Origin of the sequence: Microbacterium sp. zg-B185 (genome assembly GCF_030246885.1) — a bacterium.
Taxonomy (GTDB): Bacteria; Actinomycetota; Actinomycetes; order Actinomycetales; family Microbacteriaceae; genus Microbacterium.
Genome location: NZ_CP126739.1, coordinates 2,208,105 through 2,233,820, shown reverse-complemented (window position 1 = coordinate 2,233,820; position 25,716 = coordinate 2,208,105). Strand labels below are relative to the sequence as shown.

Below are 25,716 nucleotides of genomic sequence, written 5' to 3'. Positions count from 1 at the left end.
CCGAGTGGCCAGATGAAGCGAAGGAAGAAGAGAAGATGACCCCCGAGAAGCTCAAGCTTCTGGACCACGTTCAGGCGATCAACTGGAACCGCATCGAGGACGACAAAGACGTGGAGGTGTGGAACCGCCTCGTCAACAACTTCTGGCTGCCCGAGAAGATCCCGCTCTCCAACGACATCCAGTCCTGGAACACGCTGACGCCCGACGAGCAACTGCTCACGATGCGCGTGTTCACCGGTCTCACGCTGCTGGACACGGTGCAGGCCACGGTGGGCGCGGTCTCGCTCATCCCCGATGCGATCACCCAGCACGAGGAGGCCGTCTACACGAACATCGCGTTCATGGAGTCGGTGCACGCCAAGAGCTATTCCTCGATCTTCTCCACGCTGTGCTCGACGAAGGAGATCGACGAGGCGTTCCGGTGGTCGGTCGAGAACCCGAACCTTCAGAAGAAGGCTCAGATCGTGATGGAGTACTACCAGGGCGACAACCCGCTCAAGCGCAAGGTGGCCTCCACGCTGCTGGAGAGCTTTCTGTTCTACTCGGGCTTCTACCTGCCCATGCACTGGTCGTCGCGGGCCAAGCTGACCAACACGGCCGACTTGATCCGCCTGATCATCCGCGACGAGGCCGTGCACGGCTACTACATCGGCTACAAGTTCCAGAAGGGTCTCGAGCGCGTCAGCCAGACCGAGCGTGACGAGATCAAGGACTACACCTTCTCGCTGCTGTACGAGCTGTACGACAACGAGGTGCAGTACACGCAGGACCTCTACGACGGCGTCGGTCTGACCGAAGACGTCAAGAAGTTCCTGCACTACAACGCCAACAAGGCCCTGATGAACCTCGGCTACGAGGCGATGTTCCCGTCATCGGTCACCAACGTGAACCCGGCGATCCTGTCCGCGCTCTCGCCGAATGCCGACGAGAACCACGACTTCTTCAGCGGGTCCGGTTCCTCGTACGTGATCGGCAAGGCCGAGGCGACCGAGGACGACGACTGGGACTTCTAGAAGTTCCCGATCACGCCCCGCCCGTAAGGGCGGCTGACAGGCCCGGACCCGCAGGATTCTGCGGGTCCGGGCCTCTTTCGTGCCTTCTCTCGATGACAGAAGAGGGTGAAGCGGGGTGGTCCGCCTACCGGAATTCGGCATCGGCGTGGCACTGGGGTGGTGCCACTGCGTGCCACAGGGAGAGCTGTCGCTGCCGAGTGTCAGTTGACGGCGGAGGTGAGTCGCGCGACACCGTCGAGGAATGTCGCCTTCCCGGGTTCGAGCTTCCACTCCTCGAGGGTGAGTTCGCGCCCCGAGTCGCGATACCCCTGCTCGACCGCACGCATGTCCCGAACGAATGACTCGCCGAGCACCATCAGCGACGACTCCGAGTTGAGGCTGAACGAGCGGATGTCCATGTTGCTCGACCCGATCACGGCGATGTTGTCGTCGATGGAGAAGTGCTTGGCGTGCAGGATGTACGGCGCGGGGTAGAGGAAGATGCGGACCCCCGCCTCGAGCAGTTCGCTGTAGTACGAACGCTGGGCGTGGTACACCAGTCCCTGGTCCCCGATCTCGGACACGAACAGCTGCACCTCGAGGCCGCGCTGGCACGCCGTCGTGATGGCGTAGATCATCGGTTCGTCGGGGACGAAGTACGGGCTCGTGAGGATGACCTTCTCCGTTGCTCCGTGGATGAGCGAGAGGAAGAGCCTGAGGCCATTCTCGGTGCCGTAGCCCGGTCCGCTCGGAACCACCTGGCAGACCAGGGAATCCGGCGACGAGTCCGCCACGACCTGGTTGGCGGGAACGTGCTCGTTGTCGAGGAGCTCGTCGACCTCGATCAGCCAGTCCGACATGAAGATGGCGTTCACCGCCGCCACGGCGGGACCCTCGAGGCGTGTCATGAGTTCCTGCCACTGCAGGCCGCGCTTGATGTTCTTGGGCGAGTCGTAGTTGCGGTTGATCAGGTTCTGCGAGCCCATGAAGGCGACCCGGCCGTCCACCACGACGAGCTTGCGGTGGTTGCGCAGATCCGGGCGCTGGTACTTGCCCTTGAACGGCATCACCGGCAGCATCCACGCCCACTTCACTCCGATGCGGTCGAGTTCCGCGAACGTCTCCTTGCTCTTCGGGACCTTGGCCGACGAGATGTGGTCGGCGAGCAGTCGCACCGAGACGCCGCGGGCCACGGCCCGCTCCATCGCGCTGAAGAAGTTGTGGGTGGTGTCATCCCACGCGACGATGAAGAACTCGACGTGAACGAACCTGGCCGCCGTGTCCACCTCCGCAGTCATGGCGTCGATCGAAGCCTGATAGTCGCCGATCAGTGTCGCCTTGTTACCCCGCATGGCCGGCAGGCCGGTCAGCAGCTGATTCTGCTGCGTCACCCGTTCGAACCACCGTGGCCAGTCCAGATTCGGCGACGGCAGGTCGAGGTCGGTGGCCCTCTTCTCGATGATCTCGTTGATGCGAGCCTGTTCGTTGCGGCGTTTCGGCGGCAGCTTGAAGTTGCCGATGAGGAGGAAGAACAGGAGACCGAACAGCGGCAGGAGGATGATCAGGAGGATCCACGCCATCGCCGCGGTGGGCTTGCGGTCGCGCGGGATGAAGATCAGCGCGGCGATGATGATGGCCACCTGGATGAGAATGGCGATCCAGGCGAGGCCGGGTCCCAGTACAGGGCCGAGAAGATTCATGCGAGTCCGATCTTCGTGCGGTTCGTCCGTACCGTCTATTCAGCTGTCCGCTCGCACTGTGAGCTCGCGCCCGTGGACGATGAGTGCCTAGATGACGAGGATATCGACGGCCAGGAGGGCTTTCGAGAGCCAGGGCTGAGCGGACAGCAGTGAGAGCTGGCCCAGCGCGTTGAGCACCAGGATGATCGCGTCAAGAACCAGGAGCTCTCCGGCCCGACCGGCCCGGCATCGAACCCGCGAGCGATCAGTTCAGCGCGGAGCTGAACGACGAGTTGGACGACCTCGGGTGGCGTCGCGTGCGGATTCGTCTACGGGGTGCGCCAGAGCGTCATCTACCGCTGGGCCGCAACTGCGGCCAGCAGTCCGCCTTCCGCGAATGCCAACTGCGCAAAGCGCTCGCCCATCAAACGATGGGTCTCGGCATCCGGATGCAGCGCGTCCGGCAGCGGCAACCTGGCCGCGTCATCCGCACCATACAGCTCGCGGCCGTCGAGGTAGAACAGGTTCGGGTCGGCCTCCTGTCGCTCCCGAACGATGCGCTCCAACTCTGCTCTGATCACCGTCAACGTCAGCTTTCCGGCCGCAACCTCCGCGGGGCTGCCGGTCGCCCGGAAACGCACCGCACCGACGGCAAGAGCATCCGGATCGAACCCAGCCGGCCCGGGGGTGTCCTCGTGAATTTCGCAGAAGATCGGCGATACCACCAGCAGCGGGGTCGACGGATGCCCGTCCCGAATCGTGTCCAGAAACCCGTGGACCGCCGGCCGGAAAGCCCGCATACGCATCAGATCAGCGTTCACCAGGTTGATCCCCACCTTCAGGCTGATCAGGTCGGCCTCGGCGTCGCGCATGGTGCGCGCTGCGAACTGGTCGAGCATCGCGCTCCCGCCCAAGCCCAGGTTGACCAACTCGAGCCCGGACTTTCGCGCCGCCACCGCCGGCCAGATCCCGGTCGGGCGCGCCGCATTCGACCCGTGACTGATCGAGCTGCCGTAGTGCAACCACACCGGCCGGTCCGAACTCGGTCGCGGCTCGACAACGGCGTCCGCGCGCAGTTCGACCAGCTCAACCTTCTCGTTGTGCGGAAGCCACAGTTCAACCGACTTCATCGCATCCGCCAAGCCGTCGAACCGGGCCGTGCTGACCGCTCCGGCCACTCGCTCGGCGGCCCCGGTCGACATGTCGAGAGTCACGGTGTTGCCGCCGGACGTGGCGGAGAGCCCAACCACCTCGCCGTCCACGACGAGCTCGACCACGCCATCAGGCCGCAGCGGCAGACCCGCGTAGGTCGTGCGGGAGCGCAGAAGATCGAGCTCGATCACCGTCGCCCTCGTGGTGAAGGCGATCCGCACCCCCGACGACTGCGCCTCCACCATTGCCAGCTGCGGGTCCGCGCCCTGCTTCAGCGCCCAGGCCGGAAGGCGGTGCGGCAGTTCGCCGCGGTCGGTGTGCTCAAGTTCCGCCGCGCCGCGGATGAGGTCGGCGGTGATCGGGATGCTCATCAAAGGGTGAACGGACATGCGTCCTCTCTCGTTCAGTCGGTAGTCGGCCAGTTGTGCAGCAGCGCATCAAGCGCGTCGATCATGCGATCCCAGCTCGCTGCGGCGCCGGGAGCGCTGTGGCTGAAGCCTCCGCTCAGTTCCAACGCCACAAAACGCGAATGGTGCTGCCGATCATCCGGATCGCATGCACCTGCTCCATCTCAGCCAGCGGGTATGCCCGCAGAATCGCGCGGATTCGCTGTGGCTGACGGGCGCCCGCGCTGGCGATGGCGGTTTCGCGATCGAGCGGATGCTGGGCGGCTGCGAACCGGCCGGGGTGGGTCGCGGCAAGGTCGCGGTACGCGTCGGCGAGGCCGCGGAGTGCGTCTTGCCGGCTCGCCCGGCAACAGCATCCGACACTCTCTCGTCGATCTCTTCCAGGGCCAGCAACGCGATTCGCGTCCTGAGGTCGTCGTAGCCCTGCAGGTGAGAGTAGAGGCTCGCGGGCTTCACTCCGAAGCGCCGCGCAAGCTCGGCGATGGTCACCCGCTCGAAGCCGATCTCATCGACCAGCTCGAAACCTGCCTGCGCCAAACGGTCGCCGGTAAGCCCCGCTCGTGCCATTCGGCCGCTTCCTTCCCTCGACCCAACTCAAACCTAGGGGTCATAGGAGAGAGCCTGCGGTACGTAGCAGGGGCCAGAGCGAGTCCGCCGCTGAGGACCTTTCGCGCGGGTGGGGGAGAAGTAGCGTAAGAGGCACATCCCGCCGGGTCCGGCATCCTCTTTTGGACTCGATCGGCATGAGTTTTCACCCCATCCCCGCCGTCACGGAGTCCGCCATGACCATTCCCCTCACCCCCGAAGCGCTGGACGCCGCTATCGCAGCGGAGTCGTTCACCGGCGTGCTCACCGTCGATGTCGGCGACCGGCGCACGCTCGAGCGCTGCGAGGGGTTCGCGAACCGCGCCCTCGGCGTGCCGAACACCCCGAGCACCCGCATCTCGGCCGCGAGCGGCAACAAGGGCGTCACCGCGCTGATGATCATGCGACTGGTCGAGGACGCCACGCTCGGCCTGCAGGACCGGGTGCGTCCGATCCTCGGCGACGACCTGCCTCTGATCGATGACGCGGTCACGATCGAGCACCTGCTCACGCACACCTCCGGCATCGGCGACTACCTTGAAGAGGACGGCGACGGAGAGATCGACGACTACGTCTTCTCCATTCCGCTGCATCTGCTCGCAGAAACCGAGGCGTTCCTGCCCGCCCTCGACGGCTTCCCACAGAAGTTCCCGCCCGGCGCACGATTCTCTTACTGCAATGGCGGGTATGTGGTGCTCGCGCTCATCGCCGAGCGGGTGGCCGGCCGCGGTTTTCATGAACTGGTCCACACCGAGGTCTGCGATCGGGCGGGGCTCACCGGCTCGGGATTCCTCCGCTCCGATGACCTCCCCGGGGATGCTGCGCTCGGCTACCTGGACGAGCAAGGCAACCGCACCAACGTGCTGCATCTCCCGGTCAGAGGCAACGGCGACGGCGGGATGTACTTCACTGCGGACGACCTGCACCGGTTCTGGAACGCATTACTGGACGGCCGGATCGTGTCGCCGTCTTCCCTGGCGGAGATGATTCGTCCTCGCTTCGACGTTCCGTCGGAGCACAAGCGGTACGGGATGGGGCTGTGGCTCGGCCGCCGCAACTCCTCGCTGATCCTGGAGGGCTACGACGCCGGCGCATCATTCCGGTCCACCCACATCCCCGAAACGCGCACCACGGTGACCGTACTCGGCAACAGCTCAGAGGGCGCCTGGCCGGTGATCTACGCCCTCGCGGACGCCATGGACGGGACGGTTCGCGGGAAGTTCGCGGACGAGAGCTGACGGGAGGAGGTGCAAGGCTCACCCCGCAAAGCGCGGGCTCACCAGCCCTTCGGGCCGAGAGACCCCGCCGGGTACTCCTCGAGCGGGACCTCGTCCTTGCGCCACGCGCTGATCACCGGCTCGAAGATGCGCCAGCATTCTTCTGCCATGTCGGCTCGCACCGAAAGCAGCGGGTCGCCCTCGACGATGCCCTGCAGCACCTGGCCGTAGGGCAAGAGGTCGCCGAGCTCCTTCTTCGCGACCAGCGTGCTGCGCTCGAGGGTGAACGGATCGCCACTCCCGTTCATCGTCAGCCCCAGTTCCACCGCCCCGGACTTGAGGTCGAGCATGATGGAGTCCGGGGCCGGTGCGCCGCCGAATCCGGGGATCTCCGGGACCGGCCGCAGGCGCACGCGCACCTGCGTGGTGTATTTCCCGAGCGCTTTGCCCGACCGCAGCACGAATGGCACGCCCCGCCACCGTGCGGTGTCCACCTCGAGCGTCACCTGCGCGAGCGTCTCGGTCTTCAGCGCCGGGTCCACACCCGGCTCGTCCGTGTAAGAAGGCAGCGAACGATCGCCCACCTTGCCGGCCGTATAGCGTGCTCGGTGGCTGGAGGCTGCCGGGTCGTCGCCCCAGACGTGGGTCGCGCGCAGGATCTGGGCCGCGTTCGATCGCAGTTCCACTTCGTTCAGCCGCGGTGGCTGCTCCATCGCAATGAGCGCGAGCACCTCGAGCAGGTGGCTCTGCAGCATGTCGATCAGCGCACCGGCGCGGTCGTAGTAGCCGCCGCGTCCCTCCAGGCCCAGCAGCTCGTCGTACACGATCTCGATGCGCTCGATGCGGCGGCCGTTCCACACCGACTCGAAGAACTGATTCGCGAAACGCAGTCCGAGGATGTTGAGCACCATGGACATCCCGAGGAAGTGATCGATGCGGAACACCTGCTCTTCCGGCACGAGTTGCGCGATGAGGCGGTTCAGAGCGCGGGCAGAAGTCAGATCCGTGCCGAACGGCTTCTCGAGGGCGAGCCGGGTGCCTGCGGGGAGGTCGAGCTGCCGCAGGGCCGCGCACACGCGGGCGGTGACGGCCGGCGGCAGGGCGAAGTAGATGATCGGCGTGTGGTCGCACGCCTGGATCAGGAGGCGCAGCTGTTCGGGGTCGGTGACGTCGGCGGTGATGTACCGTGCCGACTCGAGATACCGGTCGGCGTTCTGTGGATCGGTGACCTGTCCGAAGCTGTCTCGGATCAGCTGCCGCCACTGCTCGTCGGTGCGTTCCTCCTGCGCGGCGCCGAGCACCTGCACGTCGTAGTCGTGCGCGGACAGCAGACTCGCCAGCCCCGGAAGCAGCAGACGCTTGGTCAGGTCGCCGCCGGCTCCCAGGATCAGGATGCTGACGCTCTCCGGCACATTGCGCTTGGTCACAAGCCGAGGGTAGGTCGCGCTCGCCTGACGCGACGCCCCCTGGTGCGCACGCGCCGCCGGTGCTAGTTCCGCGCGCTCTGCTTGTTCTCGCTGGGGGTCATCCGCGTCCGGCGCACGGTTGTCCCGCCGCCCGCTCCGGGCGTACCGTGTCGGGCATGCAGCCGAAGGCGCGGGCAGCCGCGGTCGTGATCGCCACCGCCGCGGCGGCCGTGGGGATCGCCGCCCTGCGGCGGCGGCGACGTGCCGCCGAGTACCAGTACGAATACGGTTTGTCCGCGGTGCACGCCCGTGCCGCCGCGGTCTCGGGTCGGTCCCCCGGCGGGGAACGGCCGTGAGCGGAGACGAGGAACAGCCGCCCACCCCGCCCGTCACGCATCCGCCCGCGAACGAGAAGACGCCGCCGATCACGCGCCCGCCCGCTGCGCCCGCCGAGCCGCGGCCGGCCCCGGCGCCGGGCGTCACCCGCACCGCGCTGATCTGGATCGGGGTGGCGGTCATCGCACTGTCGTTCGTGGCGTCCTTCCTGGGCGCAACGCTCGCACGCTCGGCCGAGTCCGCGCCGGTCTCGGAGCCCCTCACCACGCCCACGGCGACGAGCGAACCCAGCACGGACGAGTATGAGGACGCGCTCGAGGAGATCCTCCCGGCAGGTGCCGCAGTCCGCGCCGGGTCCGGTGTCCCGGCCGCCGGCAAGGGCGACGAGGGCGAGGTCTACATCGACATCTCCACCGCCGATCTCTATCTGTTCCAGGACGGGGAGTGGGTGAACGTCGGCAACATCCGCGCCGCGGCGGCTGAGCACCTCACCGGCCAGACCGGTCCCGAGGGCGCGGCCGGCGAGCCCGGCTCTCCCGGCGAAGCGGGTGCGCCAGGTGCGCCGGGCACCCAGATCTCCCTCGGCGTCGGCACACCGGCGAATGATGCGTGCGAGACCGACGGGGACATCTTCATCGACACCGAAGTCGTCGCCTTCTACCAGTGCGCGGCCGGCGCGTGGATACGCTTCGGGCCGTCCGCGGGCGTGGCGCCCGCCCCGCTGCCCACCCCGACCACCGACCCCGGGTCGGACGGCTGATCGATCACGTCTGCGGCGGCATCCGGCGGGGAACGCCGCCCCGGGAGTGGGCGCTCCTGTACTGCGACCATGAGCATGGGGGACACCCACGATCGCGTGCCGATCCAACCGCAGAGCATCGGCGCCCCCCTCTCGCGCGCCGCCGTCTTCCTGACCGGGGTGCTCACGGATGCCGATGGGGCGGCCGAGCGGGTGAGGGCCGTGCTCGGCGACGTCGGGGGTATGGTCCGCACCGTGGGCTTCCGCGATCTCGGTGGCCGACTCTCGTGCAACGTGGGCATCGGTCACGACGTCTGGTCGGCCGTCACGGGTCTGCCGTTGCCCGCCCAGCTGCACCCCTTCGTGGCCGTACGCGGCCGTGCCCACTCGGCGCCGGCCACGCCGGGTGATGTCTTCTTCCACATCCGTGCAGAGCGCGCCGACATGTGCTTCGAGTTCGAGAGACTGCTGCTGCACGCCCTCGGCGATGCGGTCGCCGTCGCCGACGAGACGATCGGGTTCCGCTACTTCGACTCCCGCGACCTGCTCGGCTTCGTCGACGGCACGGAGAATCCCACCGGCTCCGGAGTGATCGAGTGGACGCTCGTCGGAGACGATGATCCTCCGCACGCGGGAGGCAGCTACATCGTGGTGCAGAAGTACCTGCACGATCTGGACGCGTGGCAGGCGCTGTCCACCGAGGTCCAGGAGCAGATCATCGGGCGGACCAAAGCGGACAACGTCGAGCTGGACGATGCCACTCTCCCGCGCCCATCACACAAGGGCCTGGCGACGATCGTCGACGCGAACGGCGAGGAGCACGACATCCTGCGCGACAACATGCCGTTCGGCCGCCCCGGTCAGGGCGAATTCGGCACATACTTCATCGGCTACTCGAAGGACCTGTGGGTGATCGAGCAGATGCTGAGCAACATGTTCCTCGGCCGCCCGGTCGGCTCTTACGACCGGATCCTGGACGTGTCCTCCGCTGTCACCGGGGGAACGTTCTTCGCTCCCGCGAACGACGTCCTGGACTCGTTCTCGGATTGAGGCGACTCAGTCCGCCTCGGCCGCGGCCTCGAGGATTGCTCGCCAGTTCGCCGGCACCCGATCGGCGGGACCGGGGACGGTCTGGCTCAGCGGGTGGCTCTCCGGCGGCGCGAGCCGCGGACCGCGCGCGTATTCGTTGGCAACGTAGTCCCAGAACCAGTCCTCACCGGGTTCGAAGCTGCGGATGATGCGGTGCCCCGTGGCGCGGAAGTGCTCTGTCGCGTGCTTGTTCAGGGAGTCGTCACAACAGCCGATGTGCCCGCACAGCGCGCAACGGCGCAGATGCACCCACCACGAGCCGGTCTCGTCGCATTCCACGCAGCCATCGCCGCTGGGCGGAACGCTCGGATCGATGTAGTCCGACAGTTCGGTCATGATTGCTCCTCGCCGGAGGATGTGGCCTTCCCGCGATGCTACCGAGAGACGGACGACAGCGTGTGCGAAAGCGAACCGCCCCGCGGATGCTGGGAATACCCTCGGCGGTAGATCGTTTAAGTTGATACGAGTTGGCTCAAGTACCTAAACTTGACACAGCAAGACTCAAGTTTCATCAGGAGAGATTCCAGAGACAATGCCCCAAGACTTCACACCCCAGGATGCCGAAAACGGCTCGAGTGCGTTCGACGAGTTCCTTGCGCGCTACCTCGATGGTGAGCGCGCCCGCGCGTCGCGGTCCATCGACCTGACGCGCTTCCTGAGCCTGCGCACACAGCAGTTCCTGCAGCAGGCCGGCGCCTTCGCGCTGGAGCGCGGCCAGCGTGAGCTGGACGCCCTGCACGTGCTGCGCATCCTCGTGAGCGAATCGCCCGCCAAGGACGCGGTGCAGCGCATCGGCGCCGACCCGGCCGCGATCGCGCGCGCCGCCGAGCAGCGCCTGCCGCAGTCATCCGACCCGGCCGACGTCGAAGGCGCCGTGATCACCCCGTCCGTGCAGCGCGCGCTCTTCCACGCCTTCCAGGTGGCGCGCTCCTCCGGCTCGACCTACGTCGACCCCGAGCACCTCTTCTTCGCGCTCGTCCTCGGCCAGGACGCCCCGGCGGGGCAGATCCTCGCCCAGGCCGGCGTCACGGCGGACGCGCTGCTTCAGGGCGCGCGCCAGACCGTGTCTCCCACCGGCGAGCCGGTGACCGAGCAGGGTCAGGATGCCGCGGCCTCCCAGACGCCCATGCTCGACAAGTTCGGCACCGACCTGACCGCGCGTGCACGCGCGGGTTCGCTGGACCCCGTGATCGGCCGCGAGGACGAGATCGAGCAGACCATCGAGATCCTCAGCCGGCGCACGAAGAACAACCCCGTGCTGGTCGGCGAGGCCGGTGTGGGCAAGACCGCGATCGTCGAGGGCCTCGCCCAGGCCATCGTCGCCGAGGCGGTGCCCGAGCAGTTGCGTGACAAGCGCGTGATCTCGCTCGACCTGCCCGCCATGCTGGCCGGTACCCGGTACCGCGGCGACTTCGAAGAGCGCCTGACCGCCACGATGGACGAGGTCTCCAGCCTGGCCGGCGAGCTCATCCTCTTCATCGACGAGGTGCACACCGTCGTCGGTGCCGGCGGCGGCGGCGAGGGTGCGATGGATGCCGGAAACATCCTCAAGCCCCGCCTGGCCCGCGGTGATCTGCACCTCGTCGGTGCGACCACCCTCAAGGAGTACCGGGTCATCGAGAAGGACCCGGCACTGGAGCGCCGGTTCCAGCCGGTCCGCGTCGCGGAGCCGAGCCGAGAGGATGCCGTGCTGATCCTGCGCGGACTGCGGCCCGCCTATGAGCAGCACCACGCGGTCACGTACACGGATGACGCTCTGCGCGCGGCCGTCGAGCTGAGCGACCGCTACGTCTCCGACCGCGTCCTGCCGGACAAGGCCATCGACCTGATCGACCAGGCCGGCGCGCGTCTGCGCCTCCGGCTGGGCGTCAAGGTGGATGTCTCGGCACTGATGGCCCGGCTCGCCGAGCTGGAGGCGGACAAGAACGCCGCCGTCGGAGCGGAGAAGTACGAAGAGGCATCCCGCATCCGCGACCAGATCGCGGAGGTCCAGGAGCGTCTGAACCAGGCCACCTCGCAGCCCGCCCCGACCGCGGTCGTGGACGAGCCGGAGATCGCCGCCGTGATCAGCCGCGCCACCGGCATTCCGGTTCAGCGGCTCACCGAGACCGACCGCGAGCGCCTCGCCGCCCTCGAGGACGAGCTGCACGCGCGGGTGATCGGCCAGGATGACGCGGTCACCGCGGTCGCCAAGGCCGTGCGTCGCAACCGCACCGGCATGGGCGACGCCCGCCGGCCGGTCGGATCGTTCCTGTTCCTCGGCCCCACCGGCGTCGGCAAGACCGAGCTGGCCAAGGCCCTGGCCGCGAGCCTGTACGACGACCCCTCCACGGGCACGGGCACAGGTGGCAACGTGATCCGGTTCGACATGAGCGAGTTCGGCGAGCGGCACACCGTATCGCGGCTGGTCGGCGCCCCTCCGGGATACGTCGGCTACGACGAGGCCGGTCAGCTGACCGAACGTGTGCGGCGCAACCCCTATTCGATCGTGCTGTTCGACGAGATCGAGAAGGCGCACCCCGACGTGTTCAACCTGCTGCTGCAGGTGCTCGATGACGGCCGCCTGACCGACGGTCAGGGTCGCACCGTCGACTTCCGCAACACCGTCATCGTGATGACCTCGAACATCGGAAGCGAGTTCCTCGCCTCCCGATCGGGTGCCATCGGGTTCGTCGCAGATGGTGGCGGGGAGACCGGGTTCGGCAGCGAGAAGGATCTGCGCGACCGCGTCATGGGCAAGCTTCGCGAGGCGATGCGACCTGAGTTCCTCAACCGCATCGACGAGATCGTGCTCTTCCGCAAGCTGGCCCGAGCGCAGCTGCGCGAGATCGTGCGGCTGATGCTCGGGGCGACCGAGCAGCGGCTGGCCGGACGCGAGGTCACACTCCAGGTCACGGACGCCGCGATCGACTGGCTGGTGGACAACGGCTACGAGCCCGAGTACGGCGCTCGCCCGCTCCGCCGCCTCATCCAGCGCGAGGTGGATGACCGGATCGCCGAGCTGTTCGTCAACGGCGAGCTTGTCGACGGCGGGGCTGTCACCGTCGACGCACGGGACGGCGCAGTCATGGTCTCCCGCGCACAGGTGCTCCCGGTCGCTGCCTGATCATCCCTGCATGACAAGAACGTGCGCCGCAATCGCGGCGCACGTTCTTTCGTGTCCGAGGGGCCGGTGCGTCCGCGGGCCGGACACGGCTCAGTGCTCCACCGGCTTCTTGTCCAGAAGCGACCGCGCGAGAACCGTCGACCCCGCCACGGCCGCCGGCATCGTGGCGACCGCTCCGAGCGGCACCAGGAAGCACAGCTGGGTGGCGACGCCGAACCCCAGCACGCGGGCACGGTTGGCTCTCATGAGCACGCGCCGCTGTGCGCGCTGCACACCCCGAGCGGATAACGCGCGCGACGAAAGCTCCTCGGCCAGCAGCCAGCCGGTCAGCAGCACGGCCAGCACCGCCCCGAGGACTCCGCCGACGACGGGGATCAGCCCCACCAACGCCGCGCAGACGGCAACCAGCACACCACGCAGGAACAATCCGACACCATCGCGCACCGACCGCCAGAAGCCCGCATCGGCGTCGATCTCGGCATCCCCGAGGTCACGCTCGACCGACCGCCAGATCCGGTCGTAGAACGGCTCGCCCACGATCAGAGTCAGCGCGGTGAACGAGACCGCCACGAGCACGAGCGCAGCGCCCACCATGGCTGTGCCGATCGTGACGCGCACGACCGTCGCCCACAGCCCCGGCCAGCCATCCGCCCACGGGGTGATCGCGACGGTGAGCCCGGGCAGCGCGACACCGAGGGCGATCAGTCCGGCCAGCAGTACCGCCGCGACGATCCCGGCGGGGATCAGTCCGAGCGCCATGAGGCCGGGCCTGCGACGCCAATAGGCGAACCCGCGGCCGAGCAGCCCCATCCCTCCGATGAACTCGCGCATCGCTGACAGCCTACGGGCGCGCGGAGGCGGGTCCCGGACCCGCGTAGGCTCGTACGTTCCGCCACCCGCAGAGGAGACCTGTGTTCCGCGCACCCCGAACTCTGTTCCGCACGCTCGCGGTCGCCGAGGCCATCTCATGGACCCTGTTGATCACCGGGCTGATCATCAGGGCGACCCTGGACGTTCCCCTCGCCGTGACGGTCGGCGGCGGCATCCACGGATTCGTCTTCCTCTCCTATGGGGCCACTGCCATCCTGGTCGCCAAGAATCAGCGGTGGGGCGTCGGGCCGACGGCGATCGCCGTGGTGAGCGCGATCATTCCGTACGCGACCATCCCCACCGAACTCTGGCTCGACCGCACGGGACGGCTTTCCGGGGCGTGGCGGGTCGCGGAATCCGATGATCCGCGCGATGCCGCATGGCACGACCGCCTCATGCGGGTGCTGCTGCGCCGTCCGTGGATCCTGGCACTGCTGATCGCCGGGGCCGTGATCGCGGTCTTTGTGGTGCTGCTGGTCCTGGGTCCGCCGGGAGGGCGCGAATAGCAGCCCCGGCCGGGTCAGTCGCGGGCAGGCAGCTGCTGCAGCGTCCAGGTGTTCCCGTCCGGATCGTCGAAGGTCACGAAACGACCCCACGCCTGGTCGTCCACGCCGCTGGCCTCCACGCCGAGCGAGCGGAGGTGCGCGAGCGCCTCATCGGCATCCGGCACGACGACCTGGATCGTGTTCTGCTGCCCGGGTGGAAGGTCGATACCGAGGCCTTCGCCGAACGCGATCGAGCACGCCGATCCCGGGGGCGTCATCTGCACGAAGCGGAGCCCGTCGAACGGCACCTGGTCATGATCGGCTGAAAAGCCGATCATGCCGTAGAAATCCTTCGCACGATCGACGTCCGTCACCGGCACGACGACGAGTTCGATCTTCCAGTCCATGTCGCTGCCCTTCCTCCGGCGCGGGTGCGCCGGGGCCCACTGTAGGGACCACCGCGGACACGTCCGGTCCGGATCCGCGGTCAGAGGGACCGGAAGCGCCGGAGGGTCTCCGCCGCGACGGCATGGTCGATGACATCCGGTTCGCCCGACATCGTGATGGTGCCGACGAGTTCGCCCGCGACGAAGATCGGCACCGCCCCGCCGTGCGCGCGGAAGAGGTCGTGGTCGAGGTCGGTTCGTTCCGCGAACGGCGTGCCGGCCGCTTCGTGCCGCCGTCGCACCAGCAGCGAAGGCTCGCCGAACCGTTCCGCCACGGCTGCCTTTCCGGCGAGCCAGACATCGTTGACCGGGCCGGTGGCGCCCAGCTTGGCGAGGAAGACCTCGTCTCCGCGCAGCACGATGCGCACGGCGAGATTGCCGCCGTGATTGCGGATCATCTCGACGGCGAGCAGGCCGAGCGTGACGGCGTCGTCGTTGTCGAAGGCGGGGCGGTCGAACGGGGGGACCGCCTCGAGATCCTCGATGGTGAACACCGGAAGATCGGGCATGTCAGCGGCTCACCTCCAGGGCGCTGATGCCGGGCATGCCGAACCAGACGCGACCACCGTCGCCTTCGACGAACGTCGCCAGCACACTGTCGCAGTGGCTGCAGCGGGCGACCGTGCCCATCGCCGTCGCGTACACGACTGCGACCGCGATCATCCCGTGCGTGCCGCACGTGGTGCAGCGGGCCTCCGCCGTGGTGGCATCCCACCCGAGCATGTCCACCAGGCGTCCGGCCAGGACGTTTCCATCCAACTTCGTCATCACGAGCCTCCGAATCTCTCGGTACGGACGCTGCCGGGCCGGTGCCCGGACTCGACCAGCCACCCCGCCACCGTCTCCACGAACGGCGTCGGGCCGCACACGAACACCAGCGGGTCGGATGCCGCGGGCAGCGTCGCCGCGTCCAGCACCTCGCGGGTGATCCGGCCGGGACCGGTCGGCCACCCCTCCGGAACCTGTCTGGTGTAGACGAAATCCAGCCACAGCGCGGGAGCGGCGGCAGTGAGCTGCTCCAGCTCGGCGCGGAAGAACACGTCCTGCGGCGTGCGTGCCGAGTACAGCAGGCGGAACTCGGTCGCATCGTCCGCTTCGGCGTGCGCGCGGGCCATCGCGAACAGCGGGACCACGCCGGAGCCGCCGGCGATCAGCTGCACCGGCCGGGACGGTTCGCCTGCCGGTGGGGGCGTCCACACGAAGTACGCACCGAGAGGCCCGTGCATCTCCACCTGGTCCCCTTCACGCAGGTCGTGCACCAGGAACGGCGAGACTTCTCCGTCGGGCAGCTCATCGACGGCGAGGAGGACGCGTGTGCCCTCGCCCGAGGAGGCGATCGAGTAGGACCGGGTGGCCTGGTACCCGTCGGGTGCGGTCAGGCGGACATCCAGGTGCGATCCGGCGTCGTTGCCCGGCCAGGTCGGCACCTCGAACGCGATGCGCCGCGCCGTCGGGGTCTCCGGCCGGGAGTCGGTCACGGTCGCCGTGTGCCAGCCCGCCCGCCGGTGCGCCTTCGCGGGGGGCGCATCCGCCGGAGCCGGCCCGCTCACCAGTACCGCTCCTCCAGCCATGGGTCACCGTGCAGGTGGTAGCCGTTCTGCTCCCAGAACCCCGGGTCGTCGTCGGGCATGGTGACCAGCCCGCGCACCCACTTCGCGCTCTTCCAGAAGTACAGGTGCGGTACCAGCAGCCGTGCCGGCCCGCCGTGCTCCGGATCCAGGGGCTCCCCGTCGGCCTCGAACGCGACCCAGCTCTTGCCGTCGAGCAGATCCTCCAGCGGGAGGTTGGTCGTGTAGCCGCCGTAGGAGTGGGCCATGACGTACTCGTGTTCGGTCTGGACGCTCTTCCAGATCTTGTCCAGCGGAACGCCCCGCCAGGGCATCTCGAGTTTGCTCCAGTGCGTGACGCAGTGGATGTCGGTGGTGATGTCCTCCACGCCCAGTGCGCGCAGCTCGTCCCAGCTCCACCGGTGCACGCCGTTCTCGGTGCGGATGGAGAACTCCCAGTCGGCGGTGTCCACGTGAGGGGTCGGCCCGGCCGAGAGCACCGGCCAATCCGCGACGAGCGTCTGGCCCGGGGGGAGCCGCGGATCGCGGTCGCCGCGTCGGCCGGAAAAGCCACGAGTGATGAAAGACATGGGAGAGCCCCTTCCCGTTTGGGGATCACACTAGTGACGCGACCCTGCCGCTGTCACGGGACTCCTGCATCGCCCCGTCACCGAGCGGTGCGCATAGGCTGAAGTCATGTCGACCCTTCAGCTCGGGATGCCGCGGATCCACCGCGATCCTTCGAGCGCGCCGGATACGACCGGGCGCCCGGACACGCCCGATCTGGTCGATCGCTTCGGCCGCGTCGCCCACGACCTGCGCATCTCGGTCACCGAGAAGTGCTCGCTGCGCTGCACCTACTGCATGCCCGAGGAGGGCCTGCCCAGCATCCCCAAACGCGACCTGCTCACGGCCGATGAGATCGCGCGCCTGGTGGGCATCGCCGGACGGGATCTCGGCATCCGCGAAGTGCGATTCACCGGCGGGGAGCCGCTGACCCGCGCCGACCTGGTCGAGATCGTGGCACGCTCGGCCGCGGCGGCGCCGGGGCTGGATCTGTCGATGACCACCAACGGCATCGGCCTGGACAAGGTCGCCGAACGCCTGGTCGGAGCCGGGCTGGGGCGCGTCAACATCTCGGTCGACACGATCGACCGTGAGCACTTCGCGCGGCTGACGCGCCGCGATCGCCTCCCGGCGGTCCTGGCCGGCATCGACGGCGCCGTCCGTGCCGGACTGGGCCCGATCAAACTCAACGCGGTGCTGATGCGCGAGACGCTCGATGATGCTCCCGCGCTGCTGGCCTGGGCGGTCGAGCGCGGGCTGCGTCTGCGGTTCATCGAGCAGATGCCGCTGGACGCGGACGCGGCCTGGCGCCGGGCGAACATGGTCCCCGCCGCCGAGCTGCTGGACGTGCTGTCCGGGCGGTTCGGTCTGACCGAGGCGGGGCGCGACGATCCGTCCGCGCCCGCCGAGGAATGGCTCGTGGACGGCGGCCCCGCCACCGTCGGCATCATCGCGTCCGTCACGCGGTCGTTCTGCTCCGCCTGCGACCGGACCCGGGTCACCGCCGAAGGAACGGTGCGATCGTGCCTGTTCGGCGACGACGAGACCGACCTGCGCACGCTGCTGCGCGGCGGAGCGAGCGATCAGGACATCGCCGACCGGTGGCGTGCGGCGATGTGGGGCAAGCAGGCCGGGCACGGCATCTCCGATCCGGGCTTCGTGCCGCCGGAGCGTTCGATGGGAGCGATCGGTGGCTGAGGTCCGGGTGCGGTACTTCGCGGCGGCAGCGGATGCCGCGGGACGCGTCGACGAGACGCTCTCGGTGCCCGGTGCCACCGTCGGCGACCTGCGGGAGCTGCTGGTCACCCGCTACGGCGAGGCGATGGCGCGGGTGCTGCGCTCCGGCTCGATCCTGGTGGACGGCGTGGTCAGTCGCGACCCGCAGCGCACGCTCGGAACCGGCGCGGACGTCCTGCCCCGCTTCTCCGGCGGCTGACCCGCGGTCGACGGGGCGGGCTACAGGCCGACCCACTCCGTCGTGCCGGCGGCGAGGTGCTGCCGCTTCCAGATCGGCGTGCGCTCCTTGACGAGGTCCACCAGCTGCGCGCACACCGCGAACGCGTCCGCGCGGTGCGGCGCCGAGACCGCTGCGACCAGCGCCACGTCGCCGATCGTGAGGGCGCCGACGCGGTGCACGGCCGCCACGCGCAGACCCGAGGCCTGCGCGATCTCGGCGCAGACGGCGGCGAGGAAGCCCTGTGCGTCCGGATGCGCCTCATAGTCGAGGGCATGCACCGACTCCCCGTGGTCGTGATCGCGCACGACGCCTTCGAAGACGACCAGTGCGCCGTCGGCGGCGGTCATCACGAACGCCTCGGCCGCCGCACGGTCGATGGGCTGATCGGTGATCAGGGCGAGGTAGCGCTGCGGGTCACTCATGTCCGCCGCCCTCGGCCTGATCCAGCACGTGCGCGAGGAGCGGCTCCAGGACCCCCAGGCCGTCACGGACTCCGCCGGTCGAGCCGGGCAGGTTGACGATCAGTGTGCGGCCCGCCATGCCCGCGACTGCGCGGCTCAGCGCGGCCGTCGGCACGGCCGCGCGTCCGGCCGCGCGGATGGCCTCGGCGATGCCGGGCAGTTCGAGGTCCAGGAGCGCCCGCGTGACCTCCGGGGTGCGATCCTGCGGATGCAGCCCGGTGCCTCCGGTGGTGAGCACGACATCCGGCGCGTCCGCTACGATCCCGGCCAGCGCGGGCCCCACCGCGGCATCCGCTGTCACCGACGCGTCACTGACGGTGAACCCGCGCTCACGCAGCCACTCGACCAGGAGCGGGCCGGTGGTGTCGGCGCGGGTGCCCGCCGCGGCGGCGGTGGAGGACACCAGGACCTCCGCGCGTCGTCCCAGGCCGATCGGCGCCGGTGGGTTCTCCGACTCGGGATGCCGCGCCCCGCCGTCCCGGGACCACTCGCCGTGCTTGCCGCCGGACTTCTCCAGCAGCCGGATCTCGCCGAGCTGCGCGCGCGGATCGACCGCTTTGATCATGTCGTGCAGCGTGAGTCCGGCGATCGCCACCGCGGTCAGGGCTTCCATCTCGACCCCCGTGCGCGCCGTGACCGAGACCGTCGCGTCGATCAGGATCGTGTCCCCGTCGAAGTCGAAATCGATGGTCACCGAATCCAGGGGGAGGATGTGCGCCAGCGGGATCAGCTCGCTCGTGCGCTTGGCGCCGGCGATGCCGGCGATGCGGGCGGTGGCCAGCACGTCGGCTTTGGGCAGGTCGTCCGCGCGCACCAGCCGGAGGACCTCCGCGGTCGTGGTCAGGCGGCCGGCCGCCCGCGCGACGCGACGCGTGACCGGCTTGGCGCCCACGTCGATCATGCGGGCGCGGCCATTGTCATCGAGGTGGCTCAGCGTGCTCATAGGTCAACGGTATCCACCGTGGCGCCGGCCGGGAGCACGGTGACATCCGCAGGCACGTCGATCAGCACATCCGCGGCCGCCAGGGCCGCCACCAGATGCGATCCCGCACCGGCCACGGTCGCCACACGGTCGCCGTCGGTGAGGCGTCCGCGCAGGAACTGCCGGCGCCCGCTGACCGACTGCAGGGGCGCGGCGAGCACGCGCGGGGCGCGAGCGGCGGGGGGCAGCCCGGCCAGTTCGCGCAGCAGCGGTGCCACGAACAGTGCGAAGCCGAGCTGGCTGCTGACCGGGTTGCCGGGGAAGCACACGACCGGGACGGTCCGGTACCGGGCGTACGCCTGCGGACCGCCCGGCTGCATGTCGACGGTTCCGACGGTGGCGCCGAGCGGCTCCAGCAGCTGCCGCACCGGCTCGTGGGTGCCCATCGAGATGCCGCCGCTGGTCAGCACCAGCTCGGCCCCGGCGGCGATCGAGCGGTCGATCACCCTGCCCAGCTGTGCGGCGTCGTCGCCGGACAGCTGCAGGTCGACCACCTCGGCGCCGGCTGCGGACGCCGCCGTGGCGATCGCGATCCCGTTCGCGTCCGGAAGCCGGCCGTTGCGCAGCGGCGTGCCCGGCGGGACCAGCTCGTTGCCGGTGCTGATGACCGCCAGTCGCACGCGGGCGCGGACGGCCACATCCATCAGGTTCGCCGCGGCCAGTGCGGCGAGGTGGCGCGATGCCAGCCGGAGGCCGGCCGGCAGCAGCACCTCTCCGGCCGCGAGATCCGACCCCGCCTCGCGCACGTGGTCCCCGGCATCCCGCCCGCGGAGGATCTCCACGACACCGTCCGTGAGCCGGGTGTCCTCCACCGGCACCACCGCGTCGGCGCCCGCCGGAAGCGGCGCGCCCGTCATGATCGCGATCGCGGAGCCTTCGGGCAGCGCCGCCGGATCCACTGCGCCCGCCGCGATCTCGCCGAGCACCGGCAGCCGGACCGGGATGCGGCGCAGGTCCGCGGCGTGGACGGCGAACCCGTCCATCTGGGAGTTGCGGAAGCTGGGCAGCGCGATCGGGCTGCGCACGTCGTCGGCGGTCACCCGACCGGCGGCCAGGGCGAGCGGGACGTGCTCGAGCGGCCTGGTCAGCAGCGGCGCGAGGTGGTCCCGGATGATGGCGGCGTACTCCTCGACGGCGATCCGGTGCATGGCTTCAGTATCGCGTCTGCTCAGTAGCGGGCGAGTGTCGGATCGACGGTGCGCGACCAGGCGTCGATCCCGCCGGCCAGGTGCCGCGCGCGGGCGAACCCCGCCTCCTGCAACCGGTCCAGCGCGCGCGCCGAACGCACCCCGAGGTGGCAGTACACGACTGTCGGAGCCGCGGGATCCAGCTCGGCCAGACGCTGCTCCAGCAGGCCGAGCGGAATGGCGACGGCGCCCGGCAGCGTGCCGAGGGCGACCTCATGCGGCTCTCGAACATCCAGCAGCACCGGCCGTTCGCCCGTCGACTCCGCCAGCAGTGCGGCCAGTTCCCGCGCCGAGATGGACGGATCGGATGCCGCCAGGGCGGGCCGGTCCGCGAAGCCCGCGGCATCCCTGTCCGGATCGCGCGCGTAGTGCAGCTCCTGCGTGGTGCCGCTGAGCGCGTCGAAGAGGAGCACGCGGCCCAACAGCGGCCGGCCGAGTCCGGTGAGGAGCTTGAGGGCCTCCGTCGCCATGAGACCGCCGGTGACGGTGCAGACGCTGGGCAGGATCCCGGCGATCTCGCACGTGTCGGCCTCGGTGTCCGGACCCCCGGGGAACAGGTCGCGATAGTCGGTGCCGGCCCATGCGACGCCGACCTGGCCGCCCCAGCGCAGCGCCGAGCCCCACACCAGCGGGATGCCGGCCGCCGCGGCGGCGTCGTTGGCGGTGAAGCGGGTCTCGTTGTTGTCGGTGCCGTCGATGAGGATGTCGGCTCCGGAGAGCATCTGCGCGGCCGTGGCAGCGGTGAACGACCCGCGCAGCGCGACGATGTGCGTCTGCGGAGACTGAGCCCGGATCGTGTCGGCCGCCGAGTCCACCTTCGCGCGGCCGACGTCGGCTGCTCCGTGCAGGATCTGACGGTGCAGGTTCGTCTCATCGACCAGGTCGTCGTCGATCACGGTGATGGTGCCGACGCCGGCGGCCGCGAGGATCGGCAGCACGGCGCTGCCGAGCCCGCCGGCGCCGATGACGACGGCGTGCGCTGCCGCCAGCTTCTGCTGGCCCTCCTCGCCGAAGCCGGGCAGGATGCGCTGACGCGCGTATCGAGGGGCGTTCGGATCCGATGAGCTCGCCACCCCGTGATTCTTTCACCGATCCCGGGGCGAAGGCCCGGGAGCCGTCCGCGGGCTCCGGTTGCACCCGGTCCGTTCGCCGGTTCACCGACCGCACCGCGGCGACCTCGGGTACCGTCGAAGCCATGAGTTCGTCCTCGGCGCGCACTGAGACCGTCCTCGCTGCCGCGCGCTGGGCGCTGGCCGGGCTCTTTGCGGCGGCCGGCGCGTCCCACCTCGCCTGGGGTCGACGCGGTTACCGCATCGTGGTGCCGGACTGGGCGACACGGCTCACCACGCTGGACAAGGATGCGATCGTGGTCGCCTCGGGCGCAGCAGAACTGATGCTCGCCGGGGCGCTGGTCGCGCTGCCGAGGGAGCAGAGGACGGTCGGCGGGCTGGTCGTGGCGTTCCTGGTCGCGGTCTTCCCCGGCAACATCCACCAGTGGCAGACCGGCAGGCCGGCGCCGATGCTGCGCACCGATCGGGCGCGGTTCGCTCGCCTGCTTCTGCAGCCGCTGCTGATCGCCTGGGCTTGGAGGAGCACACGTGCCGAATGACACACGACTGAGTTATCGCGTTTTCGGAACCCCGGGCGCGGAGCGCCTCGTGGTGCTGGTGGGCAGGGGAATCGCGGTCACGCTCGATCCGCACCCGACCGAGACAGCCGGACGCGACATCTGCGTGCTGGCCGTCGCGCTCGCCGGCGGCGAGATCCTGGACTCGGGCACCTACGGCAGCGAGACCCCCGCCGAGAGCACGGCGAGCTCTCTCGCCGATCTGATCCACGAGTCGCTGGCCGCCATTCAGAGCGCGCGCGGTGGTGCCGTCGTGCGGACGGCGGCGGTGGTCGCGTACCGCGACGGGGTGGATGTCGCGCTGCGGGCTGCGGTCGGTCTGGGCAGCACGGTCGACAGCGCGGCCCTCGTCGCCGTGGCAGCGCCCGCAGCGCCGCTGGACCGGGACGATTTCGGCAGTCTGCTGGGAGCGGTGTCCGCGCAGACGCTCATCCTCAACGGCGTCGGCGAGCGATCGGCCGGCGAGGCGGACGCGCTCTGGTACCAGGATCAGATGCCCGCGGCCCGGGCGGAGATGGTCCCGGTCCGCACTGCGCTCACCCTGCCGGCGGTGTGGGGCCGCGTGCTCGCACACGTCGCGCCGGGCACCGAACGCTGATCCGCGCCCCGCGCCGCAGATGATCGGTGGTGCGCGCGACAGGGGCCGGCGCAGCGGGCAGACTGGGCCGATGAGATCATCCGGCATCCCGCGATCCACACCCGCTCGCACGATCGCACGGTGGGCTCTGGGCGGCGCCATGGTGTTCGCCGGCGTGTCGCATCTGTTCTGGGCGCGCCAGGAGTTCCAGGCGCAGGTGCCGGACTGGACGGGCCGCGTGATCGACAAGGACGGCGTGGTGGTCGCCTCCGGTGTCGTGGAGATCATGCTCGGCACCGCTCTGGTGGCGCTGCCGCGCGAGCGCAGCCGCGTCGGGATGATCCTCGCGGCGTTCTTCGTCGCCGTGTTCCCGGGCAACATCGAGCAGTACACGAAAGCCAAGGACGGATTCGGGCTCTCCGATGACCGGAGCCGGCTGATCCGTCTGTTCTTCCAGCCTGTTCTGGTCGCGGTCGCACTGTGGAGCACCCGCCCGGCCAGAGGCTGACCGGCCCCGGCTGTCGGGTGGGAGTGGAAGGATTCGGGGATGCTGCTGCACGATGTCGTCGTCACGGCCGATGCCGTGGCATCCACCTCGTCGAGGCTGACGAAGACCGACGCCCTCGCCGGGCTGCTGCGCCGCCTGGAACCGGACGAGATCGTGCCCGCGGTGGGGTTGCTCATGGCACGTCCGCGACAGGGCCGCGTCGGCGTCGGCTGGCGGGGTCTGGCTGCGCCGGCGGTCGCCCACGCGACCGAGCCGACCCTGTCCGTTCGGGATGTCGATGCCGCCCTGGAGCGGCTTGCCGCCACTTCCGGCAGCGGGTCCGCCGCCGTCCGCCGCGCCGCCCTGGACGGCCTGCGCTCTCGCGCCACCGCGCAGGAGTGGGACTTCCTCACGCGGGTGATCCTCGGCGAGCTGCGCACCGGCGCCTTGGGGGGTGTCCTGCTGGACGCGATCACGCGCGCGTCGGGCCAGGACGCGGCCGTCGTCCGCCGGGGGGCGATGCTCTCCGGCGACCTTGGCGAGGCAGCGCGGATCGCCCTGGCTGGCGCGCCCGGTGAACTCGGCGACGTCGGCCTGGTCGTGGGTCGGCCGGTGCTGCCCATGCTCGCCTCGACCGCCGGCTCCGTGACGGAGGCGATCGCGCAGATCGCGGCCGCGGCATCCGTGGAATTCAAGCTCGACGGTGCGCGCATCCAGGTGCACCGGTCCGGGGATCAGGTCGGCGTGTACACGCGCAGCCTGGCCGACATCACCGCTCGCGTGCCGGAGATCGTCGCCGCGGCCCGCGCGCTGCCCGTGCACGACGTCATTCTGGACGGCGAGACGCTTTCGCTCGACGCCGACGGAGGGCCGCGTCCGTTCCAGGACACCATGGCGCGGTTCGGCTCGGAGGCGGTCAGCGCGACGGTGCTGCGACCCTGGTTCTTCGACGTCCTGCACCTGGACGGGCGCGACCTCATCGATGAGCCGCTGCATGTGCGCCTCGCCGAGCTGGAGCGCATCGCGGGGGAGTGGCGGGTCCCCGGCGTGGTCACCGCCGATCCCCAGGCGGCCGAGCAGGTTTCGCGCGACGCGCTCGCCGCCGGGCACGAGGGCGTGGTCGTCAAAGCCCTGGACTCGCGCTACGCCGCCGGACGGCGGGGCAAGAGCTGGATCAAGGTCAAGCCGGTGCTGACCTACGATCTGGTCGTGCTCGCCGTCGAGTGGGGGTCCGGGCGGCGGACCGGGATGCTCTCCAACCTGCATCTGGGTGCGCTGGACCCGACCGGCGAGTACGGCCCGGCGGGCGGCTTCGTGATGGTCGGCAAGACGTTCAAGGGGCTCACCGACGCCGTGCTGCGCTGGCAGACCGAGCACTTCCCCTCGATCGAGACCTCCCGCACCGCGAACACCGTGCACGTGCACCCGGTGACGGTCGTGGAGGTCGCGATCGACGGCGTGCAGCGCTCGCCGCGCTATCCCGGCGGCGTCGCCCTCCGGTTCGCGCGGGTCAAGGGGTACCGCCCCGACAAACGCCCCGACGAGGCGGATACCATCCAGTCGCTCCGCGAGCTGCTGCGGTGATTGACGTCGCTGCGGCGGGGCAGCAGCGCATCGTCGTGCTGACCGGCGCGGGCATCTCCGCGGAGAGCGGCGTGCCCACGTTCCGCGATGCGGGCGGGCTGTGGGAGGGCCACAGCGTCCAGGACGTCGCGACGCCGGAGGGCTTCGAGCGGGATCCTGCCGCGGTGCTGACCTTCTACGACGCACGACGCCGGGCCGCCCAGGCCGCCCGGCCCAATCCGGCACACCGGGCGCTGGCCCAGCTGGAAGCCGCGCGGGGCGAGCGCGTCCTGATCGTCACCCAGAACGTGGACGATCTGCATGAGCGCGCCGGTACCCGCAACCTCATCCACATGCACGGCGAGCTGCGTCGGGCGCTGTGCACGCTCTGCGGCACGCGGCACGCCTGGTCCGGCGATCTCGCCGGCCGGCCGCCGTGCCCGACCTGCGGCGAGCGGATGCTGCGTCCCGACGTGGTCTGGTTCGGCGAGATGCCGTACGACCTGGATCGGATCGAGAACGCGGTCGTGGCCTGCGACGTGTTCGTCTCGATCGGGACATCCGGTGCGGTGTACCCGGCCGCGGGCTACGTCGCCCTCGCCGCCGCGTTCGGCGCGCGGACGATCGAGCTCAATCTCGAGCCGAGCGAGTCCGCGGTGCCCTTCGACGAGGTCCGCACCGGCCGCGCGAGCGAACTGGTTCCCGCGTGGGTCGACGAGGTCCTCGCGGGCGGGTGAGGAGCGGGTGCTGCCC

General features: G+C 69.7%; 28 protein-coding genes and 2 pseudogenes. 14 read left to right on the top strand and 16 right to left on the bottom strand.

Annotated elements, in window-relative coordinates:
• Positions 1 to 35 precede the first annotated feature (35 nt).
• Positions 36 to 1,013, top strand: coding sequence for a class 1b ribonucleoside-diphosphate reductase subunit beta (gene nrdF, locus QNO12_RS10745; protein ID WP_257502261.1), 978 nt, complete (start codon positions 36 to 38; stop codon positions 1,011 to 1,013).
• A gap of 200 nt (positions 1,014 to 1,213) precedes the next feature.
• On the opposite strand, the gene cls is transcribed toward nrdF, so the two are convergent.
• From cls to QNO12_RS17025, 4 genes and pseudogenes are all read right to left on the bottom strand, one after another.
• The gene (gene cls / locus QNO12_RS10740; protein WP_257502262.1) at positions 1,214 to 2,692 is read right to left on the bottom strand and encodes a cardiolipin synthase; all 1,479 of its coding nucleotides are present in this window, start codon (positions 2,690 to 2,692) and stop codon (positions 1,214 to 1,216) included.
• Positions 2,693 to 3,024: 332 nt separating this feature from the next.
• Positions 3,025 to 4,014: an SGNH/GDSL hydrolase family protein gene (locus QNO12_RS10735; protein WP_308495358.1), complete on the bottom strand. Its 990-nt coding sequence runs from the start codon at positions 4,012 to 4,014 to the stop codon at positions 3,025 to 3,027.
• Between the two features lie 313 nt (positions 4,015 to 4,327).
• Positions 4,328 to 4,495, bottom strand: a pseudogene (locus QNO12_RS17030) (hypothetical protein); the annotation flags it as partial.
• 212 nt (positions 4,496 to 4,707) lie between these two features.
• Positions 4,708 to 4,797, bottom strand: a pseudogene (locus QNO12_RS17025) (TetR family transcriptional regulator); the annotation flags it as partial.
• A 215-nt stretch (positions 4,798 to 5,012) separates the two neighbouring features.
• On the opposite strand from QNO12_RS17025, the gene QNO12_RS10725 reads away from it, so the two are divergent.
• Positions 5,013 to 6,053: a serine hydrolase domain-containing protein gene (locus QNO12_RS10725; RefSeq protein ID WP_257502265.1), complete on the top strand. Its 1,041-nt coding sequence runs from the start codon at positions 5,013 to 5,015 to the stop codon at positions 6,051 to 6,053.
• Positions 6,054 to 6,091: 38 nt separating this feature from the next.
• Here QNO12_RS10725 and QNO12_RS10720 read toward each other — a convergent pair whose 3' ends face one another.
• Entirely contained in the window at positions 6,092 to 7,459 is a 1,368-nt protein-coding gene (locus QNO12_RS10720; RefSeq protein ID WP_257502266.1) for a glucose-6-phosphate dehydrogenase, read from the bottom strand.
• 155 nt (positions 7,460 to 7,614) lie between these two features.
• Here QNO12_RS10720 and QNO12_RS10715 point away from each other — a divergent pair, with 155 nt between their 5' ends.
• The 3 genes from QNO12_RS10715 to QNO12_RS10705 all read left to right on the top strand — a co-directional run bounded on the left by QNO12_RS10715 (position 7,615) and on the right by QNO12_RS10705 (position 9,563).
• Positions 7,615 to 7,794 (top strand): hypothetical protein, encoded by a 180-nt coding sequence (locus QNO12_RS10715; RefSeq protein ID WP_257502267.1) that lies wholly within the window; start codon positions 7,615 to 7,617, stop codon positions 7,792 to 7,794.
• Positions 7,791 to 8,534 (top strand): hypothetical protein, encoded by a 744-nt coding sequence (locus QNO12_RS10710; protein ID WP_257502268.1) that lies wholly within the window; start codon positions 7,791 to 7,793, stop codon positions 8,532 to 8,534. The genes QNO12_RS10715 and QNO12_RS10710 overlap by 4 nt, the downstream gene beginning before the upstream one ends.
• A gap of 69 nt (positions 8,535 to 8,603) precedes the next feature.
• Positions 8,604 to 9,563 carry a Dyp-type peroxidase gene (locus QNO12_RS10705; protein WP_306820666.1) on the top strand — a complete coding sequence of 320 codons (960 nt, stop codon included), beginning with the start codon at positions 8,604 to 8,606 and terminating at the stop codon, positions 9,561 to 9,563.
• 6 nt (positions 9,564 to 9,569) lie between these two features.
• Here QNO12_RS10705 and QNO12_RS10700 read toward each other — a convergent pair whose 3' ends face one another.
• Positions 9,570 to 9,938 carry a UBP-type zinc finger domain-containing protein gene (locus QNO12_RS10700; RefSeq protein ID WP_257502269.1) on the bottom strand — a complete coding sequence of 123 codons (369 nt, stop codon included), beginning with the start codon at positions 9,936 to 9,938 and terminating at the stop codon, positions 9,570 to 9,572.
• A 196-nt stretch (positions 9,939 to 10,134) separates the two neighbouring features.
• On the opposite strand from QNO12_RS10700, the gene QNO12_RS10695 reads away from it, so the two are divergent.
• The gene (locus QNO12_RS10695; protein ID WP_257502270.1) at positions 10,135 to 12,708 is read left to right on the top strand and encodes an ATP-dependent Clp protease ATP-binding subunit; all 2,574 of its coding nucleotides are present in this window, start codon (positions 10,135 to 10,137) and stop codon (positions 12,706 to 12,708) included.
• Positions 12,709 to 12,798: 90 nt separating this feature from the next.
• Here QNO12_RS10695 and QNO12_RS10690 read toward each other — a convergent pair whose 3' ends face one another.
• Complete coding sequence (locus tag QNO12_RS10690) at positions 12,799 to 13,539, bottom strand: EI24 domain-containing protein (RefSeq protein WP_257502271.1); 741 nt, start codon at positions 13,537 to 13,539, stop codon at positions 12,799 to 12,801.
• An 80-nt stretch (positions 13,540 to 13,619) separates the two neighbouring features.
• On the opposite strand from QNO12_RS10690, the gene QNO12_RS10685 reads away from it, so the two are divergent.
• On the top strand, positions 13,620 to 14,084 hold the full coding sequence (locus QNO12_RS10685) for a DUF3817 domain-containing protein (protein WP_257502272.1): 465 nt from the start codon (positions 13,620 to 13,622) through the stop codon (positions 14,082 to 14,084).
• Between the two features lie 14 nt (positions 14,085 to 14,098).
• Here QNO12_RS10685 and QNO12_RS10680 read toward each other — a convergent pair whose 3' ends face one another.
• The 5 genes from QNO12_RS10680 to QNO12_RS10660 form a co-directional block, all read right to left on the bottom strand.
• A complete protein-coding gene (locus QNO12_RS10680) occupies positions 14,099 to 14,470 on the bottom strand; it encodes a VOC family protein (RefSeq protein ID WP_257502273.1) in 372 nt (123 codons plus the stop codon).
• A gap of 80 nt (positions 14,471 to 14,550) precedes the next feature.
• Positions 14,551 to 15,018, bottom strand: coding sequence for a heme-binding protein (locus QNO12_RS10675; protein ID WP_257502274.1), 468 nt, complete (start codon positions 15,016 to 15,018; stop codon positions 14,551 to 14,553).
• A gap of 1 nt (position 15,019) precedes the next feature.
• The gene (locus tag QNO12_RS10670) at positions 15,020 to 15,277 is read right to left on the bottom strand and encodes a DUF6510 family protein (protein ID WP_257502275.1); all 258 of its coding nucleotides are present in this window, start codon (positions 15,275 to 15,277) and stop codon (positions 15,020 to 15,022) included.
• On the bottom strand, positions 15,277 to 16,059 hold the full coding sequence (locus tag QNO12_RS10665) for an FAD-binding oxidoreductase (RefSeq protein ID WP_257502276.1): 783 nt from the start codon (positions 16,057 to 16,059) through the stop codon (positions 15,277 to 15,279). The genes QNO12_RS10670 and QNO12_RS10665 overlap by 1 nt, the downstream gene beginning before the upstream one ends.
• Positions 16,056 to 16,646 carry a molybdopterin-dependent oxidoreductase gene (locus tag QNO12_RS10660; protein ID WP_257502277.1) on the bottom strand — a complete coding sequence of 197 codons (591 nt, stop codon included), beginning with the start codon at positions 16,644 to 16,646 and terminating at the stop codon, positions 16,056 to 16,058. The genes QNO12_RS10665 and QNO12_RS10660 overlap by 4 nt, the downstream gene beginning before the upstream one ends.
• 106 nt (positions 16,647 to 16,752) lie before the next feature.
• On the opposite strand from QNO12_RS10660, the gene moaA reads away from it, so the two are divergent.
• On the top strand, positions 16,753 to 17,820 hold the full coding sequence (gene moaA, locus QNO12_RS10655) for a GTP 3',8-cyclase MoaA (RefSeq protein WP_257502278.1): 1,068 nt from the start codon (positions 16,753 to 16,755) through the stop codon (positions 17,818 to 17,820).
• Positions 17,813 to 18,058, top strand: coding sequence for a MoaD/ThiS family protein (locus tag QNO12_RS10650; protein ID WP_257502279.1), 246 nt, complete (start codon positions 17,813 to 17,815; stop codon positions 18,056 to 18,058). Before moaA ends, QNO12_RS10650 begins: the two co-directional genes overlap by 8 nt.
• 20 nt (positions 18,059 to 18,078) lie before the next feature.
• Here the strand turns inward: QNO12_RS10650 and QNO12_RS10645 are convergent, their stop codons facing one another.
• The 4 genes from QNO12_RS10645 to QNO12_RS10630 are packed head-to-tail and all read right to left on the bottom strand — an operon-like array spanning position 18,079 to position 21,782.
• The gene (locus QNO12_RS10645; protein ID WP_257502280.1) at positions 18,079 to 18,501 is read right to left on the bottom strand and encodes a molybdenum cofactor biosynthesis protein MoaE; all 423 of its coding nucleotides are present in this window, start codon (positions 18,499 to 18,501) and stop codon (positions 18,079 to 18,081) included.
• Entirely contained in the window at positions 18,494 to 19,483 is a 990-nt protein-coding gene (gene moaCB / locus QNO12_RS10640; protein WP_257502281.1) for a bifunctional molybdenum cofactor biosynthesis protein MoaC/MoaB, read from the bottom strand. Before moaCB ends, QNO12_RS10645 begins: the two co-directional genes overlap by 8 nt.
• Entirely contained in the window at positions 19,480 to 20,670 is a 1,191-nt protein-coding gene (locus QNO12_RS10635; protein WP_257502282.1) for a molybdopterin molybdotransferase MoeA, read from the bottom strand. The genes moaCB and QNO12_RS10635 overlap by 4 nt, the downstream gene beginning before the upstream one ends.
• Positions 20,671 to 20,690: 20 nt before the next feature.
• A complete protein-coding gene (locus QNO12_RS10630; protein WP_257502283.1) occupies positions 20,691 to 21,782 on the bottom strand; it encodes a ThiF family adenylyltransferase in 1,092 nt (363 codons plus the stop codon).
• 122 nt (positions 21,783 to 21,904) lie between these two features.
• Between QNO12_RS10630 and QNO12_RS10625 the strand changes: the two genes are divergently transcribed.
• The 5 genes from QNO12_RS10625 to QNO12_RS10605 all read left to right on the top strand — a co-directional run bounded on the left by QNO12_RS10625 (position 21,905) and on the right by QNO12_RS10605 (position 25,700).
• Complete coding sequence (locus QNO12_RS10625; protein ID WP_257502284.1) at positions 21,905 to 22,318, top strand: DoxX family protein; 414 nt, start codon at positions 21,905 to 21,907, stop codon at positions 22,316 to 22,318.
• Positions 22,308 to 22,934, top strand: coding sequence for a hypothetical protein (locus QNO12_RS10620; RefSeq protein WP_257502285.1), 627 nt, complete (start codon positions 22,308 to 22,310; stop codon positions 22,932 to 22,934). Before QNO12_RS10625 ends, QNO12_RS10620 begins: the two co-directional genes overlap by 11 nt.
• A 70-nt stretch (positions 22,935 to 23,004) precedes the next feature.
• Positions 23,005 to 23,421 (top strand): DoxX family protein, encoded by a 417-nt coding sequence (locus tag QNO12_RS10615; protein WP_257502286.1) that lies wholly within the window; start codon positions 23,005 to 23,007, stop codon positions 23,419 to 23,421.
• A gap of 39 nt (positions 23,422 to 23,460) precedes the next feature.
• The gene (locus QNO12_RS10610) at positions 23,461 to 24,984 is read left to right on the top strand and encodes an ATP-dependent DNA ligase (RefSeq protein ID WP_257502287.1); all 1,524 of its coding nucleotides are present in this window, start codon (positions 23,461 to 23,463) and stop codon (positions 24,982 to 24,984) included.
• Entirely contained in the window at positions 24,981 to 25,700 is a 720-nt protein-coding gene (locus tag QNO12_RS10605) for an NAD-dependent deacylase (RefSeq protein WP_257502288.1), read from the top strand. Before QNO12_RS10610 ends, QNO12_RS10605 begins: the two co-directional genes overlap by 4 nt.
• The last annotated feature ends 16 nt before the right edge of the window (positions 25,701 to 25,716 follow it).